Genomic DNA, 25,193 nt, shown 5'->3' on the forward strand with positions numbered 1-25,193 from the left:
CGGCAGCGTCAACATCGGCTTCGGCAACACCAGCCCGCACTTCACCCCCACCAACCCCATCACCCAATTCGGCAGCCTGGGCTATTTCAACAACGGCATCAACAACGTCGGCATCGCCAACATCGGCGCCAACAACAGCGGCCTACCCCTAGGCCCCTTGGCACTGCTGGGCGCGGGCAACCACGGCACCTTCAACCAGGGTTTCTTCAACACCGGCAACCACAACCTGGGCGCCTTCCTCAACGGCGACAACCTCGTCGGCATCGGCCCACTGCACTTCGACCGCGGTGCACTGTCCGCAATACTCCCCGCCGCCGGCGACTTGCCCAACTACGGCTACGGCAACGTCGGCCAAGGCAACGTCGGGTTCTTCAACGACGGCACCTTGAACTTCGGCATCTCCAATACCAGCCCCAACTTCACCCCCACCAACCCGATCACCTTGTTCGGCGGGGTTGGCATCGCCAACAACGGTCTCGAAAACGTCGGCGGCTGGAACACCGGCAGCGTCAACATCGGCTTCGGCAACACCAGCCCGCACTTCACCCCCACCAACCCCATCACCCAATTCGGCAGCCTGGGCTATTTCAATAACGGCATCAACAACGTCGGCATCGCCAACATCGGCGCCAACAACAGCGGCCTACCCCTAGGCCCCTTGGCACTGCTGGGCGCGGGCAACCACGGCACCTTCAACCAGGGTTTCTTCAACACCGGCAACCACAACCTGGGCGCCTTCCTCAACGGCGACAACCTCGTCGGCATCGGCCCACTGCACTTCGACCGCGGTGCACTGTCCGCAATACTCCCCGCCGCCGGCGACTTGCCCAACTACGGCTACGGCAACGTCGGCCAAGGCAACATCGGGTTCTTCAACAACGGCACCCTCAACGTGGGCGTCAACAACATCAGCCCCAACTTCACCCCCACTAACCCGATCACCCAATTCGGCGGCTTCGGCTTCGCCAACAACGGCATCGAAAACGTCGGCGGCTGGAACACCGGCAACATGAACGTCGGCTGGGGCAACAGCGGCACCCTCAACCTCGGCATTGCCAATGTCGGCACCGCCAACAGCGGGCTACCGCTAAGCCTGCTGCAAACCCTGGGCGTGGGTAACCACGGCACATACAACCAGGGGTTGTTCAACGTCGGCAACCACAACATCGGCATCGCGCTCAACGGCGACAACCTGATCGGCATCGGGCCCTTCCACATCACCAGGTAAGCGCCTCAACCCGGGGGGCGCCGACCCTCACGAAGCCGAAGTGGCTCCGACGTATCCGATGTGGCAATGTATCCGTTACGTCGCGAATTCGGAGGTGAAGTACAGATGCCGGCAACGACCACCACCGACAAGCCCGTGCGGGTCACAAAGCGCCGAGCCGAAACCCGCGCCCGACTCATCGACGCCGCGTTTCGAGTGTTCGCTGACAAGGGATACGGACATGTGACCATCGAGGATGTGTGCGAGGCGGCCGGCTATACCCGCGGCGCGTTCTATTCCCAATTCGACAGCCTCGAGGAACTGTTCTTTCTGCTCTACGACCAGTGGGCCCAGCGCACCGCCGATCAGGTGCGCGCCGCGATGCAAGGCAGTGAACCTGTCGCCGACGTGCCCGAAGCGGTCGAGCGCATCGTGGACACCTTGCTGTTCGAACGCGATTGGCTGCTAATCAAGATCGACTTTCTGCTTCATGCCGCCCGCAACCCCGACCTCGCCCACCGCTGGGAAGTGCACCGCGCTCAATTGCGCAAGGTCATCGAAGAACGGTTGATTGCCAGCGGCCTGGAATTTCACCCGTCCCTCAAGACCGTCACCCTTACCGCCCGCGCCATCGTTGCGGCATACGACGGGGTAAGCATCCAGCTACTGCTCGACAGCGACCAGGCCGCCGCCCGGGCATGGCTTACTCAGCTACTCAATGTGATACTCAGCCGCTGAGCGCGCTCAGTTGCTCAATACCAAGCGCCAGGTACCCGCCGATGTGCGGTCCGGAACGCACCAGTAGTTATTCCAGCCACCAGCTGTCGTGGCCTGAACGCCCGGCCCCGCGGCCATGCACGCGGCGTGACTGGGGTAACTGCCCTCGGTCTGAATCGTGGCGGCATTGGCATTACCCACTCCGGCAGTCATCAGGCCCGCGAAAGCGATGAGACCTGCCGCCGCGACCATTCCTCCCCGAGGCCGGCTTGCCCCAATTTTCTTTGTTCTCATTCCGGTTCTCCTTGTTCTACATTGCGGCTCGCGCAAAACCGAACGAGCAGCTAAAAGCCTGATGTAGTCAGACGACTACATCTGATTGCATCACTGTAGTCAGTTGACTACAGTGATGCAAGAGATTTGCCGCATAAGGGCGACCCTTGGCGACGGGAATGCAGATAGGACTTATAAGAAATGGTTGCGTAATGCAATAGTTTTTATGCATACTTGTTGCGCACCGAGTAGCTCACTCGAACCCGCAGAAATCAAAGGCGCATATCGATACGGCTGCCGCCGACCCTAACGCTAGGGTCAGCCGCCGCCTAGATCCGCTGCGCCACGCCTGGCCACCGAGGGCCGCCGATATGAACGCACCGCGCGATACCTTAAGGGAGACAATGGATTTCGGAGACCCCGGTCAATGACATTAAGTCGGCTGCAGCAAGCCCTGGCAGCCACGCCCACCCGCATCGTGGCGTGCAGCGGCGGCGTAGACAGTCTGCTTTTGGCTACCGTCGCCCACCGGGCGGCGCCGCACACCACAGTAGTGGCCCATGCCGTCACACCGGCCGTTCCCGCGGCGGCCACAGCGCGGGTCATCGCGCAGGCCGAGGCCGAGAACTGGACACTTGAGCTGGTTCGTTCCACGGAGTTCGACGACGAGCGCTATCTTGCCAATCCGCGTAACCGCTGCTACTTCTGCAAGAGCCACCTCTACGCCGCGATCGGCGAATTGCCGAGCCGTGCCGGCGCAACAATGTTGAGCGGCGCCAACGTTGACGATCTCGGCGAGTACCGGCCCGGTCTGATCGCCGCCGAGGAGAACGAAGTCCGCCACCCCTACATCGAAGCGGGTCTGGACAAGGAAGACATCCGGTCCATCGCCCGCGAGCTGGGGCTGGATTTCGCGGAGCTGCCCGCATCGCCATGCCTGGCCAGCCGCCTGTACACGGATACCGCCGTAACCCCGTCGCGGCTTCGGTCGATAGAAATCGGAGAAGACCTGTTAAAGATGCTGACGGGGATCAACGTCGTCCGGTGCCGGCTGCGCGAGGAGGTCGTGTTGATCGAAGTCACAGCCGAAGACCACGCACGAGTCACCGATGAGATCATCGACCGGGTGGCCGCGGCGATGCGAAAGGTGGAACCATCGCTGAATCGAGTCATTTTGGACGACAAACCATATCGTCCCGGTCGCGCACTTAAGTTGCTAGCGTGACCCTTCGCTACGACTATGCCCGGCTCGCGCGCGTCGGGATGCCGGAGGCTACGTTCTGTCTGAACAAGACGACGCGGCAGCTGCGCGCCATCGTGACCGAGTTGGTCGAACGGCCCGACAACCCGGTTCTGTTCACCCGAATGAGCGACGCCCAGTACCAAGACGTTCGTAACCTCGCCGGGCCCTCGATGGAATACGACGCGGAGTCGGCAACCGCGATCATGCATGGTTGCCTGCCGGCGCGGGAGGGCACGGTGGCTGTTGTCACCGCTGGTACGTCGGATCTCACCGTCGCAGCCGAGGCCCATCGGACACTTGGGTTCCTCGGCTTCACGACTAATCTCATCGCCGACGTCGGTGTTGCCGGGCTCTGGCGCCTGCTGGAAAGAGTCGATGAGATCACCGCCTACGACGTCGTGATCGTCGTGGCCGGGATGGACGCCGCGCTCGCCTCGGTGATGGGCGGGCTCACCGGCCAGCCCATTATCGCCGTACCTACATCGACCGGTTACGGCGTGGCAGCCGACGGGGAATCCGCGCTTCGCTCGATGCTGACCAGCTGCGCGCAGGGTATCGCGGTCACCAACATCGACAACGGGTTCGGTGCGGCGTGTGCGGCCAACCGAATTCTGTTGGCGCTGAACCGGAAATGATCGGCTGGATCGACGCCCGAGCCGGGGTGACCGCGGCGATGCTGCTCGGCGCTCTCGTCGACGCGGGGGTGCCGTTGGGCCTGTTGCAGACGGAGATCGACCAACTTGGCCTTGGCGTGACGCTGACGTCGACGACATGCGAACGCGGCTGTGTCGTCGCCACCAAGGTCGAGGTTGGTGGCGACGAGGACGCAACCCTCCTTGAGATTCAACAAGTGCTCGACCGAGTCGAGGAACCCGTTCGCACGACGGCCGGCACCATCCTTCGCCGGCTGGCCGAAGCCGAGTCACACGCAAAGCGAGTTTCTCTGCGAGACTTCAAGTTTCACGACGTGTGCTGCACGCTCGCTTACGCGGTTGGCGCAACGGCCGGGTTTCGCCAATTGGGCCTTGAGGCGCTGCACTGTTCGCCAGTCAGCCTGGGCAGCACAACAGCGATGCCAGACCCGGCGGTCCTGGAACTGCTCAAGGGCGTGCCCGTTGCCGCCGGCCCAGCCGCCGTGGAATGCCCCACAGCTGTGGGCGCGGCGGTGCTGGTGACGCTGGTGACCGAATGGGGCGAGATGCCCCCACTCGTTATACATCACGTGGGATACGGTGCGGGCCAAGACAATCCACCCGAACTCGCCAACGTGCTTCACATAGTCGTCGGCGAGCCGGTGGACCAACCGGCCGGCAGCGTCCAGCTGGAAACCAACGTGGACGACCTCGACCCGCGGGTGTGGCCCTACGTCATTGAGCGCCTGCTCGCCGCCGGCGCCTACGACGCCTGGCTCACCCCGATCATCATGAAGAAGGGACGCCCCGCACACACCCTTTCGGTGCTGGCCCCCAGCCACCGGGCCGCGGATCTGCGCGCCATCATATTTCGGGAGACCAGCTCGATCGGATTGCGCGAAATGCCGGTACCCAAGCACCACAAACTGGCCAGAACGGAGAGCCTGGTTCATGTTGGCGGGCAACCGATCCGGATCAAGATCGCCCGGCTCGACGGTGAAACCGTCAATGTCAACCCAGAGTGGCGAGACGTGGTGGCCGCCGCACAAGCGCTCGGGCAACCGGCAAAGCAGGTGTTAGCCGAAGCCCGACGGCTTGCATCCGATGACAGCATGCAAACCGCTGTCGCGCAATGGGATTGAATGCTGACGTTATGACGCTCTGGCCTCGGCTGCGCCAACCGTTTGTGCGGTGGTGCGCGACGATGCCAGGAATGCGGCGACCGCGAAAACCAGCGCTAGCGCGAGGAACACCCACGGCAGGAGGGCCACGGTGAACAACGAGGAGAACATTCCAGGGCCCACAGCGATGGCTATGCCCCACGACCACGAGTAGACCGCAGAATGGCGACCCGTCCTACCCGGCGGCGCGAAACTCAACATGACTTTCAGCCCGGTGGCGCCGAAAGTGGCGGAGGCCAGGCTGAAGAGCATCACGGACGCGCCCAGCAGCGCCGTCCGACCGGCATCGACCGTCACCATTACGGTGAGCGCCGCGAATGTGATTCCAAGCAGTCCGGCCGCCAGCGCCAACAGCCGCAGCCCGGACCGGCGGCGGCCCCACTTGGTCGCCAGCGGCGCGAAGGCCGCAACCAACATGCTGACCACTAGGTAGGTGATCGGCGGAGCCCAAATCGGGAAGCCCAGCGAGAGCAGATACACCGGCAATATCGAGTCGAACCCGATGTTCGCCAGGGCGACCACGAAGATCGCGGCCACGAACACCAAGAACCGGCGTTGGGTCAGCACGTCGCGGTAGCGGCCCACGCCCGTGTCGTCACGCTGCTTGGCCTGTTGATCGAAGGCGCGCAGCCGCCAGAACAGCAAGCCGCAAACCGCGAAGCTGACCGCGTTCGCCAGCACGATGAAAGTCCAGAACAGCCCACTGCCACGCTCGGCCCAGACTCCGAGCGACCCGATCAGCCCACCCAGCCCAAGGCCGACGCTGCGCGAGGCGTTGATCATCGAAAACAGGCCGACGCGAGCATCTTCCGACGGCGCCAGCGCACTTACCATGCCCGGGTGCGCCACCCAGAACAGCCGGCCGGCAAAGCTCAGCGCCACCACGATCATCGATAGCGAGGCAAGCGTGTTGTCGGCCAGGTAGAACGGGAAGGCAATCATCCGGATCACGGAGCTGAGCGTCGCCGCGCGAAACGGCCCGATGCGGTCGACGATGGCTCCGGTCAGCAAGCCGCCGCCCAGCAGCGCGACGAGGCTGCCCAGGGTCAGCGCGGCACCAGCGTCGGCCAGCCTCATGCCGCGTGCGTAGGTGAAGAAGAGCAGCGAGAACGGAATCCACACACCGCTGCCTGTGGTGTCGATGACCATGGCAGTGAGGTAGCCGCGATGGTAGGCCTGCCGCGTTACCATGCCGCGCCGACTCGCCGGTCCACACTCATGCGTACTATTGCACTACACAACTGTTACCTACACTACTATTTGCTTGCGATCAACGTGGCGACCGAATGAATAGCGTATCCGCTGCAACCTCGTGAACACCGCTTTTAGCCGATTGGCCGCAAAACGTGCATCCCGTGCAACGATGGGGTCATGGCGAATGAGATGGGTCTGCGCGAGCGGCGCCGGCGTCAGACCAGCGCTGACATCCGCGGCGCCGCCATCCGCCTCATCCAGAAACGCGGGTTCGACAAGGTGACCATCGAGGAGATCTGCTCGGAAGCCGGCGTTTCGACCCGGACATTCTTCAACTACTTTCCGAACAAAGAGTCCGCTATCGCATACGGCCCTTCAGACATCCCCGGTGAACTTGCCGAGGAGTTCGTCGCCGCCGGGCCCGCTCCCTACCCCGTCGTGCTCGCGGAGCTGATCACCCTTGCCGCGCATCATCTGCGGGACGTACCGCCGGAACGCGACCAGGCCGCATGCATGCTCGAACTGGCCAAAACGACGCCCGCGGTGTTGGCGGCATTCCTGGCAGACCTGGAGCGGTTCCAAACACAATTGGCCGAGATCGTGGCCCGTCGCCAAGGGATGCGGTCCGACGACGAGATTCCTGCCCTGATCTCTGCGCTGGCGCTGACCGCAGTGCGCTCTGGCATCGAGCGCTGGACCAGCTGCGAGCCAGAGGACGCCGACGACACGCCCATGCCCTACGTCGAACGAGCTGCGGCCCTGGTCAACAGCATCTTCACCAAAGACGCGGTGACCGGAAACACATAAAGTTGCATAATCTGCAAAGTATGCAGATCATGTATCCATGGTCCGGCGGCGGCACTCGGCTACGCCTCGGTTACGCGAGACGTTCGCACCCCTTGAGCCGGGCCGTGTTCCGCATCGGGAACTGTCTGCGCACCTGGCGTTCGAACGCGTTGTGGCGCAACGCAACGCGAACCAGCAGACCATAACGGGATTGCCCAGCCGGGAAGGGATCGCGTAGGTGCAGATGGCAAAGATGGTGCGTAATGCCTGGTTGCCGCTGTTGATCGTGGCGGTGCTGGCGATCGGGGGATTTACCGTGCACCGGGTCAAGTCGTTCTTCACCGCCGAGAACGCCGACACGTTGACGAGCCCGAAGGTGGACGACTCCAAACCGTTCAAGCCCAAAGTCGTCAAGTACGAGATCTTCGGCTCGGCGAGCCACGCCAACGTGAACTATCTGGATCTGAGCGCAGAACCGCGGCGCCTCGACAACGCGCCGTTGCCGTGGACGCTGGTCCTCAGCACGACCGCACCGTCGGTGTTCCCGAACATCTCGGCGCAAAGCGACGGTGACTACCTCGGCTGCCGAATCACCGTCGACGACGAAATCAAGGACGAGAAAATTGCCAACGGCGTGCACGCCCTGACCTCCTGCCTGGTGAAATCAGCATGAGCACGACCATCGAAGACACCCGCCCAGACAACTCGGCCACCGCTCCCATCCCCAAACACGCGGCGCGTCCGGCGATTCCACACTTCCTTCGCAAGTTCGCCGTTCCCGTCATCATCGGCTGGATCGCGCTGATCGCGGTGCTCAACGTCGTCGTCCCACAGCTGGACGAAGTCGGCAAGATGCGCTCGGTGTCGATGAGTCCCGACGACGCGCAATCGGTGATCGCGACCAAGCGCGTCGGAGAGGTGTTCAAGGAGTACAAGTCCAACAGCTCGGTGATGATCGTGCTGGAGGGTCAAAACCCGCTCGGGGCCGACGCACACGCTTTCTACGACCAGATCGTCAAGAAGCTCGACGCCGACACCGCACACGTCGAGCACGTTCAGGACTTCTGGAGTGACCCCCTTACCGGGGCCGGCGCACAGAGCAACGACGGCAAGGCCGCCTACGTCCAGGTGTACCTCGTCGGAAACATGGGCGAGGCAAAGGCCAACGACTCGGTCGAGGCCGTGCAGCACATCGTCAAGAGCGTCACGCCGCCGAATGGAGTCAAGGCCTACGTCACCGGTCCCTCGGCGCTGGAAGCCGACCAGCATCTGGCCGGTGACCGCAGCCTGCAGCTCATCGAAGGCGCCACCTTCATCGTGATCATCGCGATGCTGCTGCTTGTCTACCGGTCGATCGTCACGGTCCTGCTCACGCTGGCGATGGTGGTATTCGAACTGGCCGCCGCGCGCGGCGTAGTCGCCTTCCTCGGCTATCACCAAATCATCGGACTTTCCACCTTCGCCACAAACCTGTTGGTCACCTTGGCCATCGCGGCCGCAACCGACTACGCGATCTTCCTCATAGGCCGCTATCAGGAAGCCAGGGCCGTCGGTGAATCGCGAGAAGACGCCTACTACACCATGTTCCACGGCACGGCACACGTCGTGCTCGGATCGGGCATGACCATCGCCGGCGCCACGTTCTGCCTGCACTTCACCAACCTGCCGTACTTCCAGACGCTGGGCATCCCCCTTGCCATCGGCATGGTCGTGGTGGTGCTCGCGGCACTCACACTTGGTCCAGCGGTCATTTCGGTGGCCTCCCGCTTCCGCCAGACACTGGAGCCCAAGCGTGCGCAGCGAATTCGCGGCTGGCGCAAGATCGGGGCCGCCGTGGTGCGCTGGCCTGGTCCGATCCTGGTGATGACGATCGGGATCGCACTCGTCGGCCTGCTCACTTTGCCTGGGTACCGGACCAACTACAACGATCGCAACTACCTGCCCGCGGACCTACCGGCGAACGCCGGTTACGCCGCCGCGGACCGGCATTTCTCCAAGGCCCGGATGAATCCCGAGCTGCTGATGATCGAAAGTGACCATGATTTGCGGAATTCCGCAGACTTCCTGGTCATCGACAAGATCGCCAAGTCGATCTTCCGGGTGCCCGGGATCAGTCGGGTCCAGGCCATCACCCGGCCGGAGGGCAAGCCGATCGAGCACACCTCCATACCGTTCCAGATCAGCATGCAGGGCGTCTCCCAGCAGATGACGCAGAAGTATCAAGAAGACCAGATCGCCGACATGCTGAAACAGTCCGACGAGATGCAGACGACCATCGACAGCATGGTTCAGATGCAGAGCATCACCCAGCAGATGGCCGACGACATGCACGTGATGGTGGGCAAGATGCACGCCATGACCATCGACGTCGCCGAATTGCGCGACCACATGGCCGATTTCGAGGACTTCTTCCGGCCCATCCGGTCCTACTTCTACTGGGAGAAGCACTGCTTCGACATCCCGGTGTGCTGGTCGCTGCGGTCGGTATTCGACGCCCTCGATGGCATCGACACGATGACCGACGACATCCAGAGCCTGCTCCCTGTCATGGATCACATCGACACGCTCATGCCGAAGATGGTCGCGCTGATGCCCGAGATGATCCAGAACATGAAGAACATGAAAACCATGATGCTGACCATGTATTCGACCCAGAAGGGTCTGCTGGAACAGCAGCAACGCGCGCAGCGCGACTCGTCTGCCATGGGCAAGGCTTTCGATGCGTCACGCAACGACGACTCGTTCTACCTGCCGCCGGAGACGTTCGACAACCCCGAGTTCAAGAAGGGTATGAAGAACTTCATCTCCCCCGACGGCCACGCGATGCGCTTCATCATCAGCCACGACGGTGATCCCCTTTCCGCAGATGGCATTTCACATATCGACGCAATCAAGAAGGCCACCTACGAGGCGCTCAAGGGCACGCCCATGGAGGGCTCCAAGATCCTCCTCGGCGGTACCGCGGCCACCTTCAAAGACATGCAGGACGGCAGCAACTACGACCTGCTGATCGCCGGAATCGCCTCCATGTGCCTGATTTTCATCATCATGCTGATCATCACCCGAAGCGTGGTGGCATCAGCGGTGATCGTGGGGACCGTATTGCTTTCTCTGGGTGCGTCTTTCGGGCTTTCGGTGCTCGTCTGGCAGCACCTGATCGGCATCGAACTGCACTGGATGGTTCTGGCGATGTCGGTCATCATCCTGCTGGCCGTCGGTGCCGACTACAACCTGCTGCTGGTGTCCCGTTTCAAAGAGGAAATCCACGCCGGCCTGAACACCGGCATCATCCGGGCCATGGGCGGTACCGGGTCGGTGGTCACCTCGGCGGGGCTCGTGTTCGCCTTCACGATGATGACGATGGCGGTCAGCCAGCTCATCGTGATCGGACAGGTGGGTACCACCATCGGCCTGGGCCTCTTGTTCGACACCTTGATCGTCCGGTCCTTAATGACGCCGTCGATCGCCGCGCTGCTGGGCAAGTGGTTCTGGTGGCCACAACACGTCCGGCAACGCCCGGTCCCCTCGCCCTGGCCCACTCCAACCGAGGAACCCGCCAAGAAGCAATCGCTGACCTCGGTCTAGCCGGGTAGGGGGCTCAATCGGAGGCCCAATTGGGCCTCAATTGCGGCGTCCGAAGCCGGACAGGAAGGTGCCCGAGTTGTACACGCCCGAGTTGCCGAAGCCGGTGGTTAGAAATCCCGAATTGAACAGGAACCCCGAGTTCAATACGCCCGAGCTCGCCCCGCTTGCGTTGAAGTAACCCGAGGACGGTGCCGAGTTACGCACTCCGGAAGCATCGGCACCCGCATTCTGGAAACCCGAGCTGTCGTTTCCCGCGTTGAAGAAGCCGGAACTGCCGGTTCCGGTGTTGAAGAACCCGGAGCTGACACCGGGCCCCGTGATGGTGCTGCCGACGCTGGTGTTGAGATCTCCGGAGTTCCAGAACCCCGTGTTGGTGTCGCCGGAGTTGCCGGAGCCGCTGTTGAGGTTGCCTGCGTTGTTACTGCCCCAGTTGTGACTACCGGCGTTGAAGCTGCCGGTATTGGCGGTACCCGAATTGAGAAAGCCGGTATTGCTCTCAGCCGAGTTACCGAAGCCGGTGTCGGCGGTGGCAGAGTTGAAAAATCCGGTGCTCGATGAGCCTGAATTGCCGAAACCGGTGTTGACGCCGCCCGAGTTGAATAGTCCCCAATTCTTGGAACCCGCGTTCAACACGCCGGTGTTACTGTCACCGGAGTTGAAGAAACCCGCGTTGCCGGTGCCCGAACAAAAGAGGCCGGTATTCCCAGAGCCTGAATTCAAGCCCCCGAAGCCGATCTTGTTGTCTCCGGTGAGTCCGATGCCTATGTTGCCGTTACCCGTGTTCCACAAACCGAAGTTGTTGTCGCCGCTGTTCGCGATGCCCCGGTTGGCGCTACCACTGTTTGCCAACCCGATATTGTCTTTGCCGATATTCGTAGCGCCAATGTTTCCGCTGCCGAGGTTGGCTAAACCGAAATTGGCGCTGCCGAGGTTTGCAGGGCCGAAGTTTCCGTTGCCCTGGTTCGCTATGCCGACGTTTTGGCTGCCGTTGTTTCCGCTGCCGAGGTTCTGGCTGCCGTTATTTCCACTACCGAGGTTGGAGCTGCCGTTGTTTCCGCTGCCGAGGTTTGTGTTCCCGAGGTTTCCGTTGCCGAAGTTAGCCAGTCCGTTGTTGCCGTTGCCCAGGTTGAGATTTCCTTTGTTGCCGATGCCGAATTCGATCGCAGGGAGCTTTGCCAACGACTGCCATGGCGACAATTGCACCGCCGCCGCCGAGGCTCGGCTGTAGTAGCTCACCATCGCGGTGACATCCTGTGCCCACATCTGCTCATATACAGCCTCGGCAGCCGCAATCGCAGGGGCATTCAGGCCCAACAGATTTGACCGTATCAACGACACCAGCTGGGAGCGGTTGACCGTCACCGAAGCCGGATGCACCGTGGCCGCCCGTGCGGCTTCGAATGCCGTCGCCGTCGCTCGGGCATACCCCGCAGCGGTCTCGGCCCGGGCTGTTGCTGCGGCCAGCCAGCCCGCGTAGGGCGACGCCGCGGCCACCATGGCCGCCGCGGCCCGCCCCTGCCAAGCGGAGTCCACCAGTCCGGCGGTCACCGAGCGGAATGCGTCGGCAGCAGTGCTTAACTCGGCGGCCAGCCCCTCCCAGGCCGCTGCCGCCGCCAACATCGGCTCTGACCCCGCTCCGAGAAACATGCGCGCCGAGTTCATTTCGGGCGGCAAGAGCGGAAATTCCATCAGTCAACTCTTCTGCAACGACAGCTCGCCGTGACCCGCATGGTCACTGGTTGCCAATCGAGCCGCGCGGCATCACAGACCCTAGAACATTTGGACATACCCCAATGCGATTCCGCGAAGATGGTTCTCGCGACGCCATCGGGGCGACTGTCGTTTCAATTCACCACGTCGAACACCGCCGCGGCCGAGGTGATGGCCTTGTCCGCGTGTCCTTCGTCGTGCAAGAGCATGCGTACGCCGATGCGCCCGGGGCCGCCCGCGCACGCCTGCCCCTCCACCCGGAACGGGCCGACCTTGCCGCGCGACATGAACATCACATGCCAGCTGATGACCTGAACTTTGGTGCTCCCCGCGAGCTCGACGGCAAGCTCGGTCGCCGCGGTCTCGAGGACGACATGTTGAGGTCCGATGTGCAGTGCGGCGTCCGGCGAGGCGAATTCGGCGCTCAGTGCCGGCAACACCCAATGGCCGCCGTCGCGCCGGGTCGCGCCGAACGCCTGCCACAGCGGCGGCAGGTCGGTTGAGTCTTCAATAACCAGTTCCGTGCCCGAAACATCCATCCGGTCCAGGCCTTCCGGCGGCGTACCGATGATCGCGCCCTGTCCCTCATTGAAGGCGATCACCCGGTTGGGGTTGTCGGCGTCGACGATCTTGCACCGCCCGTAGCCCATGGTGCGACCCTGGTGCACAACACCGGAACCGACGATCTGGATTCTGCTGACGTCGTGGCCGGGGTCGATGATCTGGACCGATGCGACGACCGGGTTGGGTACCGCCACAAGGTCGGTCTGGCATCCCTCCGGTGATGAAATAGCCAGCGGCGCAACCATGATGCCGCCGGCGGCGTTGCGCATGTCGCGGCGGATGGTGACGGTGTCATCGCTCTCACCGAGGTCCATCGACGAGTGCTTGCGACCGATGTAGCGGTAGCTCAGCAGACCGGTCCAGCGCCGGAACAGTTCGTCCCGGTAGGCATCGGCGTCGTTGGTCAGCTCGCGAATGTCTCGCAGTCGGTCGCTCATTGTGGACCACCCTTCTCGCGTTTACTCCGCGCCACGTGATTGACGGCACGCCGCGGTCGGGGCGTACTCACGCCGGAAGTGCAACACGTGTTTCGCCAATGACGTTGCGCGCCATCACGGTGGTACCGCCACCTATGCTCGCGATCTGGCGGCCCGGCGCCGGTTTCGACATCGTGATATGTGGCCACGACTCCTCTGCGTCGAGGTCGAGAAGCGCCTGCACGGGCTCGATTTGCGGCATATTGCCGGACAACCAGGTCGGCGTCCGACTCCGAAATTGCTCAATGGACTCAGCCATGGCCTCCCGCCGCGACAGTGCTCTGGCTGGAGGACTCTAGCAGCGGTGCTGAGCGAGTGTACAGCGCCTCGCGCGGCGACGCGTTCGGCAGAGCCGTAGACCTAGGTGTACTGACCTGACAGGTCAGTTACGCGGGTGACGGGTGGTTGGCCGCCGAGGGTGCATACCTAGTAGGTAGGCGATTCGTGCTGGGCCCCAACGCCGGATGACTCGGACCTTGATGATTCGACGCTCGCGACGGGTCGGAGTGCGGCAGGGACTGCAATGCGGCCGCGAGCTCCGGTCGGCCATGCCCGCTGCTTGGCGATACCGGTCTGCCCACGCGCCGCTGTGGTGACCGAGACTTGAAGTCGCTCAGCGGCCCGCCGCAGCGGCCAGTGATCGTCAACGATGCATCGAGCCAGCCGCAATCGGCCGGTTTCTGACAGCGGGGCATTACGGTGGACCACGAAGACCTCCTGGTGAGAAATGCGTTCCTAGACAGCTCGCACTTCACTCGGAGGTCTTCTTCATGTCACCACGCCACGCCGCGTCACCAACGTCCGTGGTCAGTACACCTAGGCCAGCAAAATCGAGACGACGCTGCCGACCTGGGTGAAACCGACGCGGTCGTAAGCGGCGCGGGCCGGCGCGTTGGAGTGTGCTACGTAGCCGCACGCGATGCGTCCGGCGCCGACAATCGAGCTGACCACCGCAGCGGTGCCCGGTGCGCATAGGCCACGGCCACGCCACTGCGGATGTACCCAAACCCCCTGAATCAGAGCAGCTCTCGCGGATTGGACGCCTACTTCGGCTTTGAAGACCACCGCACCGTCCTCGAACCGGGCCCAAGCCCTGCCGGCCGCGATGATATGGGCCAGCCGGCGGCGATAGTTGCGGCCGGCTGCATCGACGTCGGGATCGACCCCGAATTCGTCGCGTATCTCTGTCGCGGTCGCCGCTCGGTAAGCCTCCAGCTCACAGGGTTCGACTTGCCGCACGGCGGGGTCGACCGCGCAATCGGGCATACGGTCGATGGCCAGCACTGGCTGATCCGCCCGCACATATCGCGCTGGGCCCCAGACGGGCGCCAATCGCTGCCACATGGGGATTGCCAGCTCGGGACGCCCCATCAGCCACGTGTATCGCCGTGAGCCCCGCAACGCCTTGTCGGCAAAGGACTCCAGCTCGACGGGCAGGCCACGCAGGGGGATGAGGGCGGCGCCGGAGTAGCACAGCGATTCGTCAACCCTGCCACAGGTCCAGAGTTCGCCGCCGGCGCCACGTGGGTTCTCCGCGAGTTCGGCACACATGCAGGTCACAACCGGATCATCGTCGAGTACTCGGCTCACCGCCGCCAGATCGCACACCACCGACACAGTCGGGTTGGCGGGAGGAAATCTGCCGTGCGACATAGATACTTCTTTCTGCCAATCTTTCGCCCCCGCCGCCCCCTTTTTGATCAATCGACGATGGCGCTGGGCTGGAACGCCGGCTGCGTGTATACGACCTCTATCTCGGCAAACAACACTTCATAAGACATGGACTCACCTCCTCTCCCAATGTTGCTGATCCGTTATACGGATCTTTTTAATCCGCTAAACGGATCTCATTGCCGCACGGTAGCACCGCTGCCGAGGCGGGCCATACCCCGAGAGTGCTGTCAACACGCTGTGAAATGCCTGGTAGACACGACCGACCTATACAAATTGGGGCGTGAATGTCACGCTCTGACGATGGGACAACACCCTCAAGTGGTGGCACCCAACAACCAAGCCCCGCCGGACCGAGAAGGCGCCCAGACGGTGTTCACCTTCTGCCGCTATTGCCTGGCCTCATGCGGTATCGAGGTCAGCGTCGAAGCGAATCGGGTGCGCAAAATATCGGCCGACAAGCAGAATCCGCACAGTTGGCAGGATTTCTGTGCCAAAGGCCGCACCGCAGCCCAGCTCGTCGAGCATCCACGCCGGATCCTCGCCCCGATGCGGCGGGTTGGCGATCACTACGTCGAGGCGACGTGGGATGAGGCGATCTCGGATATCGCCGCCCGCATGACGGCGCTGATCGACGCCGACGGGCCTGACGCCATTGCGGCCTATTACGGGAATCCGGCCGCATACTCGTTGTCCAACCTGATCTTCCTCAACGGCTGGCTCGACGCGATCGGCAGCTATAACCGGTATGCGGTGGGCTCGGTCGACCAGAACGCGCTGCACGTGGTGGCCGAGGCTATGTACGGTTCGGCGATAATGGTGCCCGTCTCCGACATCGACCACTGCGACTACTTCTTGCTGATCGGCGCCAATCCCGCAGTGAGCGCTTGGAATTGGGTGGAAAGCGCCCCGGGTGGCTGGCAGCGCGCGCTGGCCCGGCAGCGGCAGGGCGCCAAAATCGTCGTCGTCGACCCATTGCGCACCGAATCCGCCGACAAGGCCGACATCCATGTCGCGGTGCGTCCAGGTCACGATTGGGCGCTGTTGCTGGCGATGGTCAAAGTGATTCTCGATGAACGCCTCGAGCACTCCGGCGATTGCCGGCAACTCACCATCGGCATGCCGGCACTGCGAGAGCTGGCGACCGAGGCCTCACTTGACGACCTGGCGTACCGCTGTGATGTGCCGCGCGCCCAGATCGAATGCATCGCAAGGGGATTCGCCACCGCCAAAACCGCGATGGCGGTCACCCGCACCGGCATCTCGCTGCATGTGTCCGGCGCCGTCGGCGAATGGCTGGGTCAGGTGCTCAATGTGATCACCGGGCGAATGGATCGCCCCGGCGGTCGCCGGTTCGAGGCCGGGTATGTCGACGCACTGCGATTGGCGGCCGCGGCCAGGACACCTGACCACAAGAGCCGGCTGACGGGTCGCGCGATGGTCGCCGGCGCGCACGCGCTGAGCGAACTGCCGGCCGAGATCACCACTCCGGGCCGCGGGCAGATCCGCGCTTTGGTGATCGACGCCGGCAACCCGGTAGTCTCCGGCCCCCAGGGTGCGGCCCTGGATGGGGCACTCGCACAACTGGATCTGCTGGTGGCCATCGACTTCGTCCAGCGCGAAAGCCATCGCCATGCGCACTGGCTGCTGCCCGCGGTGCACTGGCTCGAACGTGACGACCTGCTCGCCTTCACCAGCAATCTGCACGACGAACCGTACGTGCAATACGGGATCCACGCCGTCGATCCGCCGCAGAGCGCACGCGAGGAATGGCGCATCTTCGTCGACCTGGCGCTGGCGATGGACGTTCCGCTGTTCGGGATCCGGGGCGTCAACGGCTTCATCAAAGCCACCCGGCGCCTGGCCCGGCTGACGCGCCGACCTGGGCTGGCGTTCACACCGCACTGGATCAACCGAATCCTCGTGGCAACGTCACACAAGGTGAACGGTCACAAGTTGAAATGGCGTGAGCTGCTTGCCAATCCGCATGGAATGGTGCTCGGGCCGCGAGAGTACGGTCACTTCGCGGCCGCGTTGCGCACCCCCGATAAGCGCGTGCACGTCGCGCCACCCGAACTTGTCGGTCGGGCGCGAGAACTGCTCGCCGCGTCGCCCCCCGATGCTCCTCCCGGTTACCCGTTCCAGCTCGGCAACCGCCGCAACCGCCATTCGATGAACTCATACCTCAACGAGTTGCCCGGCCTGCACCCCGGCGGGAAGGGCAATGTCGTGCTGATCCATCCCACCGACGCTGCCGCACTCGGCATCAGCGATGGCGACCTGGTAAGGGTGTATTCACCAGTCGGCGCGGTCGAGATCAGAGCCGAACTCAGCGACCGGCCCAGACCTGGCGTCATTGTCATCGATCACGGCTGGGGCTCGCGAATCTTCGACCCGCACAAGGGATCTGCGACGCAATCGTTCGGCGTGAACCGCAACCTGCTGATCGACGCGGGGCCGGTGGACCCGCTGTCGCAAACCCCAGCGATGAGTTCGACCTACGTAGCTGTCGCAGGATCAGGCTCGGCACAACTGGATCCATCCACGGAGGCGCCGGAAAAGCGGTAAGCCGGAGCTTGGCGGTCAGATGCTTCGTACCGCTGAATGCAGCGCCCCTCCCAGCGAGCGGTGCGCGTCGGGAAGTCGCCGACGGCGAATCATGTGCACCAGCACGAGCATCGATACCGCAGCGGCATAGATGCACCACAGTGATGCGAATGCATGGATATAGACAAGGGCCACCACCACGAGCCCCACCAGATTCAGCGCTCCGAACGCCACTATCGAGGGGTAGCCCGACAGGAGTGCGGGCCCGATGACGGCAATGATGTAGAGAACCGCCCAGACAATGCCGTGCTGGACTGACTGCTGATATTCCAGCGTGTGGGGATGCACGACGACTTTGACGGGCCGACAGAGAACGACGTAGCCGAGATAGGCCGATACGACCCCGCCGAGAATCACAAAGGGCGCCACCCGCAGCCGCAAGCCATGCGGTTCAAGCAGCAATACGGACAGTGGCACCAGGGTGGGCAACAGCGACATAGCGATGAAGAGATACGTGCGCACCGCCAGGTGAATGGCGAAGGCGTCGCTGGTCGCCGACGGCCATATCGCGGCCTCGACGAATTGGTGGACCGCGAACACCGCGGGCAGCAGCGCGAACGGTACCTCGCGCGAGTGTCTCACCTCTCGCAGTGCCGCCACGGCAAACGGCACCAGTGCGGCACCGACCACCAGATCGGCAGTCCTGGAAAAACACACCACGAGTGTGTTCCCGCGCCCCAGCACTACAAACCACTGCCGCCGCGAGAGGTGATCGCACGTTGAGATCACTCGTCACAGCACTACGTGACCGCGAGCCGGCACGCACATGACGCGCGAATCGGCACGTCGGCGCGCGCGGCGGCCAGCGCCAGCTGCTGGCCGATGATTGCGGCTTCGCCGGCACGGCCGAGCCGCTGCAGACATTCGTGATAGCCGTGCAGGCTCCACACATTTCCGGGGTGCTGACAGGGCCGGGCCAGCGTGCGGTCCAGGCCCAGGTCGGCGGCGTATACGGCGGTCGCCTCCTCGACGTGGCCCTGCTCGAGCAACAGAGCTCCGTAGGCGTGGCGGGTGGGCTGCATCCAGCCCCAGGGTTCGTCGTAGGGCAGCGCGTCGTCGAGTTCGACAGCGCGCCTCAAATGAGCGAAAGCTTCGTCGAAATGTCTTTCTCGGTAGGCGATTTCGCCGTCGACCATGGCAGCGGCCACCGCGAGGATATCCCTACTGGTGTTGTTGAACAGGTACCGCGACTGTGGTACGCGCCCGTAGGCTTCGGCGAACGCGCCGCGTTCGGCGTGTGCCCGCTCGAGTTGACCGGTGGCCGCCAATGCCACCGCTCGCCCGTAGTGCATGGTCGCTGCGGTGCTGCAGTACAGCTCCGGGTCGTGCGGCAAGGGCTGGGCGATCAGCTCGTCCCACCGCCCGAAGCGCACCAGCACGTGGGTGCGCAGCGGCACGAACGCCTCGAGCCAGTCAGCCATCGGCGGGGACTCGATGGACAGCAGCTCGGGAGTCAGTTGAGCGGCGAGCTCGTCTGACGCCTGCAAGGCGATCTGTGATCGACCTTCGAACATCGCCGAGTACACGATGAAGTGCAGATCGTGGGCGCGGTACAGCGAGTAGAAGTTCAACGGCCCCTCGCGCTGAACGAAGTGCCGGTCCGCTTGCACCGCAGCCTGATTGGCGACCACCGAGCTGCGATAATCGCCACACAGCACGTCGATGTGGCTGGGCATGTGCTGCAGATGGCCGGCGTCGGGCACTAGGCCGCGCAGCATGTCCGCCGCCGGTAGTGCCAGCTCCGGAGTGGCCGACATCTCCATGGTGTGCAGGTAAAGATGCAGGATCCCCGGATGTTCGCGACCGGCCGGCCCGGCGAGCGCTGCATCGAGGATCCGCTTGGCCTCGATCACCCGGGAGCCGGCGGCGGGCCGGCCGGTGGCGGTGTCCCACAGCGCCCACGCCGTCACATTGACCAGCGCGTCGGCGGCCAGCGCTTGTACGTCCATATCGTGCGGATGGGCCGCGGCCAGCGCCGTCATCGCGTCGGCATAGCCGGCAAGGCCCGCCCGCAGAGCGCTGATCTCGCCGGGATCGTCGGTGGGAAACCGTGCCTGCAGCGCGACGATGAGACCTCGCTCCACCGCGCTGGCCCGACCACCGGCGGCCAGCGCGAGTTCACTGCGGGCGCGGGCCAGCGAGGAGCCCAAGTCCACCGGGTCGAACGCCTCCCACGCCTTGTTGTAATTGGGCCCGATCGCGTAGGCGATTCCCCACCGCGCGATCGCCAGATCCGGGTCGTGCTTCAAGGCACGCTCGAAGCAGCGGATCGCCTCCTCATGGTTGAACGCGTAGGCCCAGACCAGCCCGCGGTCGAACCAGACTTGTGCTGGCGCAGAAGGAGTTTCGACCGGCCGGTGATAGGAGCCGAGGTCGAAATACCGGTCGTCGGCAGTCATGCCCGCACCCGCAGGCGCTCGACGATAACGGCTCGCGCAGCACTGCCTTCCGGGATGGGCAGCAGCGGATAGACGTGCAACAAACCCGACCGCTCGTGGTAGTCCACCGCCACACCCGCGGCGCCGGCCTTCTGCACCAGCGCTCGAGCATCGGGGTTGAGGATGTCGCGGGTGCCGCTGAAGACGGTCAACGGTCCCAGACCGGCCAGATCGCCGGCAAGTGGACTACACCGCGGATCGTCGACGGGCAAGTCGCCACGCCACTGCTCGGCCATCACCAGCAAAGCTGCACGGCCTAACCAGGGATCGTTTGGCTCGATCGAGTCGATCAGCGGGTCGCTCAGCGACAGGTCGAGTACCGGTGAGATCAGCACGGTTTGCGGTAGCACGGTCCCGTGGTCATCGCGCAGGAGCAACGCCACCGACAGGGCAAGCTGGCCACCGGCCGAGTCACCGGCCAGGCACACGCTGTCGCAGGACGCTGCGGCTTGAGCAACCAACTCGACGATCACCGGCACCACATCGACGGCGGTGGCGAATGGAATCAGTGGATAAATCGGCACGATCACCCGCGCCTGCGCCCCGGACGCTATCTGGGCAGCCAATTGCCAATGCTGCGAGGTGATTTCATTGACCCACGCGCCGCCGTGCAGATAGAAAACAGTGCGCTCAGGTGTTCCGGTTGTGGGCGCAATCGTGTAAATCGGCCAGCCGAATTGCCGCTGGACGACCACCCTCACATCGGCGGGTAAGCGAGGCGGGCCGTACGGCAGCGGGCGCAACGCACGCTGGTCGATGTGGTCACGGGCGCTCTGAGCGTCGGCATAGGGACGCGTCCTGCCGGTGAGGCGAAGCACTGCCGGCAGCACCCGGCTTCCCCAGCTTGTCAACGGCGCATCCCTTCAGAGCAGCGACGGGTCGCTCGGATCGGATGGATCGAACCGCACCCGCAGCAAAGACTGACTGCCTGCCGCAGTGACGTACAGCTCGTCAAGGCCCGCGCCGCCGATGCAGACGTTGGTGGGAAACGATCCTGCCGGCAGGTCGAGCACGGCGCTGCACTCGCCGCCGGGGTCGATGACATCGATCCGGTCGGCTCCGGTCAGCGCGACCCACGCCTGCCCCGACGGACTGATCAGCATCCCGTCCGGCCAGCCGTTGTCGAACGTGTGCACCAGCCGCGCCTGCGCCCAAGACGGCGCCCCCGGCGCGGCTACGGCATAGGCGAGCAACCCCGAGGAGAGCGTCGCCGTGACCAGTAAGGACCGCCCAACCGGCCCCTCGCCGGTGAACGCAAGCCCATTGATGAACACCGGACCGTTGTCGACGATTCGTTGCGGCGCGCCGCCGTCAAGCGGACAGGCCCACAGCCAGCCCAGCGCACTGTCGTCGGTTGCGCTGAAAACACTTTCACCGCGCGGGTCGGTCACCCACAACCGGCCGTCCGGGCCGAACGCCAGGTCGTTGGGTGCATCCATGCCCGTGGACAAGTAGTCGACGCATCCGCCGGTGACGATCTGCACCCCCGCGGGCGCCGGACCACTCGCGCCGAAGACGCCGCCGTTCTGAGCGACGTACAGCGCACCGTCAGGGCCCAGGGCAAGTCCGTTGGGGCCGCCGCCGGTGACGATCTGTTCCACGGGACCGCCCGCCGGGTCGACGATGTAGAGGCAGCCGCGGCTGATCGAGGTGAGGGCAATCCGTCCGTCAGGCAGCCACACCGGTCCCTCGGTGAAGCCGAGATCGTCGGCAACCAGGTCTATGCGCATCTTGACCCTCTCTGGTTGATTACCGGCGTACCGATCCCGGCAGCTGCTCCCACTCCCCTGACACCGACGACGTCCAGCGGGGCGCGCGGCGCTGCAGAAAGGCCTCGACGCCCTCGCGTGCATCGGCGCTACCCATCACCCGGTGATGCAGCTGCGTTTCCAGGTCGGCGACCCGACGCGGCGGGTAGCCGTTGATCATGGTGTCCCACAGCAGGCGCTTGCTCAGCGCGGCCGACATCGGCGCGACGTTGACTGCGATGTCGTGTGCCACCGCCATCGCGTGGCCGCGTACCTCGGCTGCGGACAGCGACCGGGTGGCGATCCCGATAGCGGCCGCCTCGGCACCGTCGAAGGTGCGTCCGGTCAGCAGGAGATCGGCCGCGACGGCACCGCCCACCAGGTGCGGCAGCGTCCAATGTGACATGCAATCGGGTATAACTCCCCGACGCACCTGTGCGACAGCGTATTTCGCGTCGGTGGCCATGATGCGGATGTCGGCCTGCAAAGCGATGGTCAAGCCGATACCGATGGCGTGCCCGTTTACCGCCGCGATGACCGGCGTGCGCAGCTCGAACGCCGCCGGATCGGTCGGCGCGGCGGTGAAGTCGCCGGATGCAGCGCCGAAAGGGCTTGTCTCAGTGGCGAAGTCGGCTCCGGCGCAAAAGGCTTCCCCGGCTCCGGTGAGGACGATCGCGCGGACCGCATCATCGTCGTCGCACTGTCGGTACGCCCGATTGAGCAGCGCGCCCATCTCCGCGGTGTAGGCATTGCGCCGCTCGGGGCGGTTGAGGGTCAGCACCGCGACGCCGTCGGCGATCTCCACAGTGAGATCAGCGCTCATCTCGGCAAAGATACCCACCCTGCGGTTCGGGCGATTCGACGCCCCAGGCGCTATCGTGTCGCAACGGTCTTTTAGCGCCGGCACAGCGCAGGGACCGGGAGGAGGGACATGAGAACTATCGAGGCCGACTACCTGGTAGTCGGTGCCGGAGCCATGGGCATGGCGTTCACCGACACGCTGATCACCGAATCCGACGCCCGGGTGGTCATCGTAGACCGCGCATGTCAACCTGGTGGACATTGGACCACCGCCTACCCCTTCGTACGGCTGCACCAACCGTCGGCGTACTACGGAGTGAACTCAAGAGCTTTGGGCAACAACACCATTGACAGCGTGGGCTGGAACCAGGGACTCAACGAGCTGGCGCCGGTCGGCGAGGTATGCGCATATTTCGATGCCGTGATGCAGCAACAGTTTCTGCCCACCGGACGGGTCGAGTACTTCCCGATGAGCGAGTATCTCGGAGACGCCCGCTTCCGGACCCTGGCGGGCACCGAATACGGCGTCACCGTAAGGCAGCGGATAGTGGATGCCACCTATCTGCGTGCCATCGTGCCGTCCATGCGGCCAGCGCCGTACTCCGTGGCACCTGGTATTGACTGCATCGCCCCCAATGAATTGGCGAAGTTCGCCGCGCGGGACCGCTATGTCGTCATCGGGGCGGGCAAAACCGGGATGGACGTCTGTCTCTGGTTGCTGCGCCATGACATCGCCCCCGACAAACTGACCTGGATCATGCCGCGTGATTCGTGGCTGATCGATCGGGCCACGCTGCAGCCGGGGCCGACGTTCATCAAGCAATTCCGGGACAGCTACGGCGCCACCCTGGAGGCGATCGACGCCGCGGCATCGGCCGACGACCTGTTCGACCGGCTGGAGACGGCCGGCACCCTGATCCGCCTCGACCCCTCGATTCGTCCGCTTATGTACCGGTGTGCGACGGTGTCGCAACCCGAGTTGCACCAATTGCGCCGTATCCGCGACATCGTCCGGATGGGCCACGTGCAACGCGTCGAGCCGACCAGCATCGTCCTGGACGACGGGTCGGTTCCGGCTTCCCCGTCGGCCCTCTACATCGACTGCACGGCCGACGGTGCCCCGCAACGGCCGGCCACGCCGGTGTTCGACGCCGGCTCCATCACCCTGCAGGCGGTGCGCGGATGCCAGCAGGTGTTCAGCGCCGCCTTCACCGCGCACGTAGAATTCGCCTACGACGATGACGCGGTGAAAAACGAGCTCTGCACACCGATTCCCCATCCGGATCGCGACTTGGACTGGTTGCGCCTGACGCAGTCCGACCTCCGCAATTTCCATCGCTGGCTGGACGATCCCGAGCTGACCGACTGGCTCAGCTCGGCTCGGCTGAATCTGCTGGCCGAGCTGCTTCCACCGTTGTCGCACAAGCCGCGAGTACGTGAGCGGGTGGTCTCGATGTTTCAGTCGAAGCTGAACACCGCGAGCGAACGGCTGGAGGGCCTACTCAGCGCGGCCATGGCCGGACAACGATGAGCGTGGCTGCAGAGGTTACGGCGCCTCTGGTCGCCGTGCCCGACTCCGGCTACGTCTACCAAACCGGTTGGCGGCTAGGCACATTCGACATCGATGAGCACATGCGGCTGAGGCTGGACGGGGTGGCCCGCTACATCCAGGAAGTCGGGGCCGAGCATCTCGCCGACGCCGGGGTTGCCGAGGTCCACCCGCATTGGATCGTGCTGCGCACGGTGATCGACGTGATAGAGCCGATCGAGCTGCCCAGCGACATTACCTTCCGCCGTTGGTGCGCAGCGCTTTCCACCAGATGGTGCTCGATGCGGGTGCAGCTGGAGGGTTCGTCCGGCGGGCGCATCGAGACCGAGGGCTTCTGGCTGTGCGTCAATAAAGACACGCTGACGCCGTCGCGTCTCACCGACGGTTGCATCGCACGATTCGGCACCACCACCGGCAACCACCGGCTCAAATGGCGCCCGTGGCTTACCGAGCCGATGGAATCCGGTACTGAGACGACGTTTCCCTTGCGCCGCACCGATATCGACCCTTTCGAACACGTCAACAACACCATCTACTGGCACGGCATCCAAGAGATTCTGAGCCAGTTCCCCGACCTGGACAAGCGCCCCTATCGCGCGGTGCTCGAATACCGCAGCCCCATCAAGTTCGGTGAACAGGTGACGATTTGTTCGAGCGCAAACGCCGACGGGGTGCGCATTCACTTCACCGTCGGCAAGGACGTGCGCGCGGCCGCTTTGCTGCGCAACATCTAATCCGAACGCAATTCTAGAACCTTGCGGAAGTTCTGAAATGCGAGCCAAGCGCGAAAATACCGTGATAGTTTCGTAAT

19 protein-coding genes and 3 pseudogenes are annotated in these 25,193 nt (G+C 63.9%); 11 read left to right on the forward strand and 11 right to left on the reverse strand.

Features of this window, described 5'->3' with window-relative positions:
* Both AWC27_RS31380 and AWC27_RS26900 read left to right on the forward strand, forming a co-directional pair.
* Positions 1-1,228 (forward strand): annotated as a pseudogene (locus AWC27_RS31380) (hypothetical protein); the annotation flags it as partial.
* A gap of 105 nt (positions 1,229-1,333) precedes the next feature.
* On the forward strand, positions 1,334-1,945 hold the full coding sequence (locus AWC27_RS26900) for a TetR/AcrR family transcriptional regulator (protein WP_085673741.1): 612 nt from the start codon (positions 1,334-1,336) through the stop codon (positions 1,943-1,945).
* A gap of 6 nt (positions 1,946-1,951) precedes the next feature.
* Here AWC27_RS26900 and AWC27_RS26905 read toward each other — a convergent pair whose 3' ends face one another.
* Positions 1,952-2,218: a hypothetical protein gene (locus AWC27_RS26905; RefSeq protein WP_085673580.1), complete on the reverse strand. Its 267-nt coding sequence runs from the start codon at positions 2,216-2,218 to the stop codon at positions 1,952-1,954.
* A gap of 406 nt (positions 2,219-2,624) precedes the next feature.
* Here AWC27_RS26905 and larE point away from each other — a divergent pair, with 406 nt between their 5' ends.
* From larE to larC2, 3 genes and pseudogenes are all read left to right on the forward strand, one after another.
* Positions 2,625-3,422, forward strand: coding sequence for an ATP-dependent sacrificial sulfur transferase LarE (larE, locus tag AWC27_RS26910; protein ID WP_085673582.1), 798 nt, complete (start codon positions 2,625-2,627; stop codon positions 3,420-3,422).
* Positions 3,419-4,075 carry a nickel pincer cofactor biosynthesis protein LarB gene (gene larB / locus AWC27_RS26915; protein ID WP_139837243.1) on the forward strand — a complete coding sequence of 219 codons (657 nt, stop codon included), beginning with the start codon at positions 3,419-3,421 and terminating at the stop codon, positions 4,073-4,075. The genes larE and larB overlap by 4 nt, the downstream gene beginning before the upstream one ends.
* Positions 4,076-4,140: 65 nt before the next feature.
* Positions 4,141-5,214: pseudogene (gene larC2, locus AWC27_RS26920) on the forward strand (nickel pincer cofactor biosynthesis protein LarC2); the annotation flags it as partial.
* 9 nt (positions 5,215-5,223) lie between these two features.
* Here the strand turns inward: larC2 and AWC27_RS26925 are convergent.
* Positions 5,224-6,444 (reverse strand): MFS transporter, encoded by a 1,221-nt coding sequence (locus AWC27_RS26925; protein ID WP_085673585.1) that lies wholly within the window; start codon positions 6,442-6,444, stop codon positions 5,224-5,226.
* Between the two features lie 180 nt (positions 6,445-6,624).
* On the opposite strand from AWC27_RS26925, the gene AWC27_RS26930 reads away from it, so the two are divergent.
* The 3 genes from AWC27_RS26930 (at position 6,625) to AWC27_RS26940 (ending at position 10,818) form a co-directional block, all read left to right on the forward strand.
* Positions 6,625-7,254 carry a TetR family transcriptional regulator gene (locus tag AWC27_RS26930; RefSeq protein ID WP_085673587.1) on the forward strand — a complete coding sequence of 210 codons (630 nt, stop codon included), beginning with the start codon at positions 6,625-6,627 and terminating at the stop codon, positions 7,252-7,254.
* 223 nt (positions 7,255-7,477) lie between these two features.
* Positions 7,478-7,906, forward strand: a complete 429-nt coding sequence (locus tag AWC27_RS26935; RefSeq protein WP_169726877.1) for an MmpS family transport accessory protein — start codon at positions 7,478-7,480, stop codon at positions 7,904-7,906.
* Positions 7,903-10,818, forward strand: coding sequence for an MMPL/RND family transporter (locus tag AWC27_RS26940; RefSeq protein WP_085673589.1), 2,916 nt, complete (start codon positions 7,903-7,905; stop codon positions 10,816-10,818). The genes AWC27_RS26935 and AWC27_RS26940 overlap by 4 nt, the downstream gene beginning before the upstream one ends.
* A gap of 36 nt (positions 10,819-10,854) precedes the next feature.
* On the opposite strand, the gene AWC27_RS26945 is transcribed toward AWC27_RS26940, so the two are convergent.
* From AWC27_RS26945 to AWC27_RS26960, 4 genes and pseudogenes are all read right to left on the reverse strand, one after another.
* Positions 10,855-12,507 (reverse strand): PPE family protein, encoded by a 1,653-nt coding sequence (locus tag AWC27_RS26945; RefSeq protein ID WP_085673591.1) that lies wholly within the window; start codon positions 12,505-12,507, stop codon positions 10,855-10,857.
* Between the two features lie 155 nt (positions 12,508-12,662).
* Positions 12,663-13,529 (reverse strand): hypothetical protein, encoded by an 867-nt coding sequence (locus tag AWC27_RS26950; protein ID WP_085673592.1) that lies wholly within the window; start codon positions 13,527-13,529, stop codon positions 12,663-12,665.
* Positions 13,530-13,983: 454 nt separating this feature from the next.
* Positions 13,984-14,276 (reverse strand): annotated as a pseudogene (locus tag AWC27_RS26955) (leucine zipper domain-containing protein); the annotation flags it as partial.
* Between the two features lie 108 nt (positions 14,277-14,384).
* On the reverse strand, positions 14,385-15,221 hold the full coding sequence (locus AWC27_RS26960) for a GNAT family N-acetyltransferase (protein ID WP_085673594.1): 837 nt from the start codon (positions 15,219-15,221) through the stop codon (positions 14,385-14,387).
* A 321-nt stretch (positions 15,222-15,542) separates the two neighbouring features.
* Between AWC27_RS26960 and AWC27_RS26965 the strand changes: the two genes are divergently transcribed.
* Positions 15,543-17,807, forward strand: a complete 2,265-nt coding sequence (locus AWC27_RS26965; RefSeq protein ID WP_085673596.1) for a molybdopterin-containing oxidoreductase family protein — start codon at positions 15,543-15,545, stop codon at positions 17,805-17,807.
* Between the two features lie 15 nt (positions 17,808-17,822).
* On the opposite strand, the gene AWC27_RS26970 is transcribed toward AWC27_RS26965, so the two are convergent.
* From AWC27_RS26970 to AWC27_RS26990, 5 genes are all read right to left on the reverse strand, one after another.
* Positions 17,823-18,503 carry a DUF6629 family protein gene (locus AWC27_RS26970; RefSeq protein WP_085673746.1) on the reverse strand — a complete coding sequence of 227 codons (681 nt, stop codon included), beginning with the start codon at positions 18,501-18,503 and terminating at the stop codon, positions 17,823-17,825.
* A gap of 83 nt (positions 18,504-18,586) precedes the next feature.
* Complete coding sequence (locus AWC27_RS26975) at positions 18,587-20,245, reverse strand: tetratricopeptide repeat protein (RefSeq protein ID WP_085673598.1); 1,659 nt, start codon at positions 20,243-20,245, stop codon at positions 18,587-18,589.
* Positions 20,242-21,135 carry an alpha/beta hydrolase gene (locus AWC27_RS26980; protein WP_085673600.1) on the reverse strand — a complete coding sequence of 298 codons (894 nt, stop codon included), beginning with the start codon at positions 21,133-21,135 and terminating at the stop codon, positions 20,242-20,244. Before AWC27_RS26980 ends, AWC27_RS26975 begins: the two co-directional genes overlap by 4 nt.
* A gap of 12 nt (positions 21,136-21,147) precedes the next feature.
* Positions 21,148-22,014: an SMP-30/gluconolactonase/LRE family protein gene (locus tag AWC27_RS26985; RefSeq protein ID WP_169726872.1), complete on the reverse strand. Its 867-nt coding sequence runs from the start codon at positions 22,012-22,014 to the stop codon at positions 21,148-21,150.
* 19 nt (positions 22,015-22,033) lie between these two features.
* Positions 22,034-22,855 carry an enoyl-CoA hydratase-related protein gene (locus AWC27_RS26990; protein WP_085673748.1) on the reverse strand — a complete coding sequence of 274 codons (822 nt, stop codon included), beginning with the start codon at positions 22,853-22,855 and terminating at the stop codon, positions 22,034-22,036.
* 108 nt (positions 22,856-22,963) lie between these two features.
* On the opposite strand from AWC27_RS26990, the gene AWC27_RS26995 reads away from it, so the two are divergent.
* Both AWC27_RS26995 and AWC27_RS27000 read left to right on the forward strand, forming a co-directional pair.
* Positions 22,964-24,364: an NAD(P)-binding protein gene (locus tag AWC27_RS26995; RefSeq protein WP_085673604.1), complete on the forward strand. Its 1,401-nt coding sequence runs from the start codon at positions 22,964-22,966 to the stop codon at positions 24,362-24,364.
* A 2-nt stretch (positions 24,365-24,366) separates the two neighbouring features.
* A complete protein-coding gene (locus tag AWC27_RS27000) occupies positions 24,367-25,116 on the forward strand; it encodes an acyl-[acyl-carrier-protein] thioesterase (RefSeq protein ID WP_245847537.1) in 750 nt (249 codons plus the stop codon).
* Positions 25,117-25,193: the final 77 nt, after the last annotated feature.

It is taken from the genome of Mycobacterium szulgai, assembly GCF_002116635.1.
GTDB lineage: Bacteria > Actinomycetota > Actinomycetes > Mycobacteriales > Mycobacteriaceae > Mycobacterium > Mycobacterium szulgai.

Excerpts from the sequence above, each read along its gene's own strand:
- AWC27_RS26900 (WP_085673741.1), top strand. The coding sequence starts at position 1,334 with ATGCCGGCAACGACCACCACCGACAAGCCCGTGCGGGTCACAAAGCGC.
- AWC27_RS26905 (WP_085673580.1), bottom strand. The coding sequence starts at position 2,218 with ATGAGAACAAAGAAAATTGGGGCAAGCCGGCCTCGGGGAGGAATGGTC.
- larE (WP_085673582.1), top strand. The coding sequence starts at position 2,625 with ATGACATTAAGTCGGCTGCAGCAAGCCCTGGCAGCCACGCCCACCCGC.
- AWC27_RS26925 (WP_085673585.1), bottom strand. The coding sequence starts at position 6,444 with ATGGTAACGCGGCAGGCCTACCATCGCGGCTACCTCACTGCCATGGTC.
- AWC27_RS26930 (WP_085673587.1), top strand. The coding sequence starts at position 6,625 with ATGGCGAATGAGATGGGTCTGCGCGAGCGGCGCCGGCGTCAGACCAGC.
- AWC27_RS26935 (WP_169726877.1), top strand. The coding sequence starts at position 7,478 with ATGGCAAAGATGGTGCGTAATGCCTGGTTGCCGCTGTTGATCGTGGCG.
- AWC27_RS26940 (WP_085673589.1), top strand. The coding sequence starts at position 7,903 with ATGAGCACGACCATCGAAGACACCCGCCCAGACAACTCGGCCACCGCT.
- AWC27_RS26945 (WP_085673591.1), bottom strand. The coding sequence starts at position 12,507 with ATGGAATTTCCGCTCTTGCCGCCCGAAATGAACTCGGCGCGCATGTTT.
- AWC27_RS26950 (WP_085673592.1), bottom strand. The coding sequence starts at position 13,529 with ATGAGCGACCGACTGCGAGACATTCGCGAGCTGACCAACGACGCCGAT.
- AWC27_RS26960 (WP_085673594.1), bottom strand. The coding sequence starts at position 15,221 with ATGTCGCACGGCAGATTTCCTCCCGCCAACCCGACTGTGTCGGTGGTG.
- AWC27_RS26965 (WP_085673596.1), top strand. The coding sequence starts at position 15,543 with ATGGGACAACACCCTCAAGTGGTGGCACCCAACAACCAAGCCCCGCCG.
- AWC27_RS26975 (WP_085673598.1), bottom strand. The coding sequence starts at position 20,245 with ATGACTGCCGACGACCGGTATTTCGACCTCGGCTCCTATCACCGGCCG.
- AWC27_RS26985 (WP_169726872.1), bottom strand. The coding sequence starts at position 22,014 with ATGCGCATAGACCTGGTTGCCGACGATCTCGGCTTCACCGAGGGACCG.
- AWC27_RS26990 (WP_085673748.1), bottom strand. The coding sequence starts at position 22,855 with ATGAGCGCTGATCTCACTGTGGAGATCGCCGACGGCGTCGCGGTGCTG.
- AWC27_RS26995 (WP_085673604.1), top strand. The coding sequence starts at position 22,964 with ATGAGAACTATCGAGGCCGACTACCTGGTAGTCGGTGCCGGAGCCATG.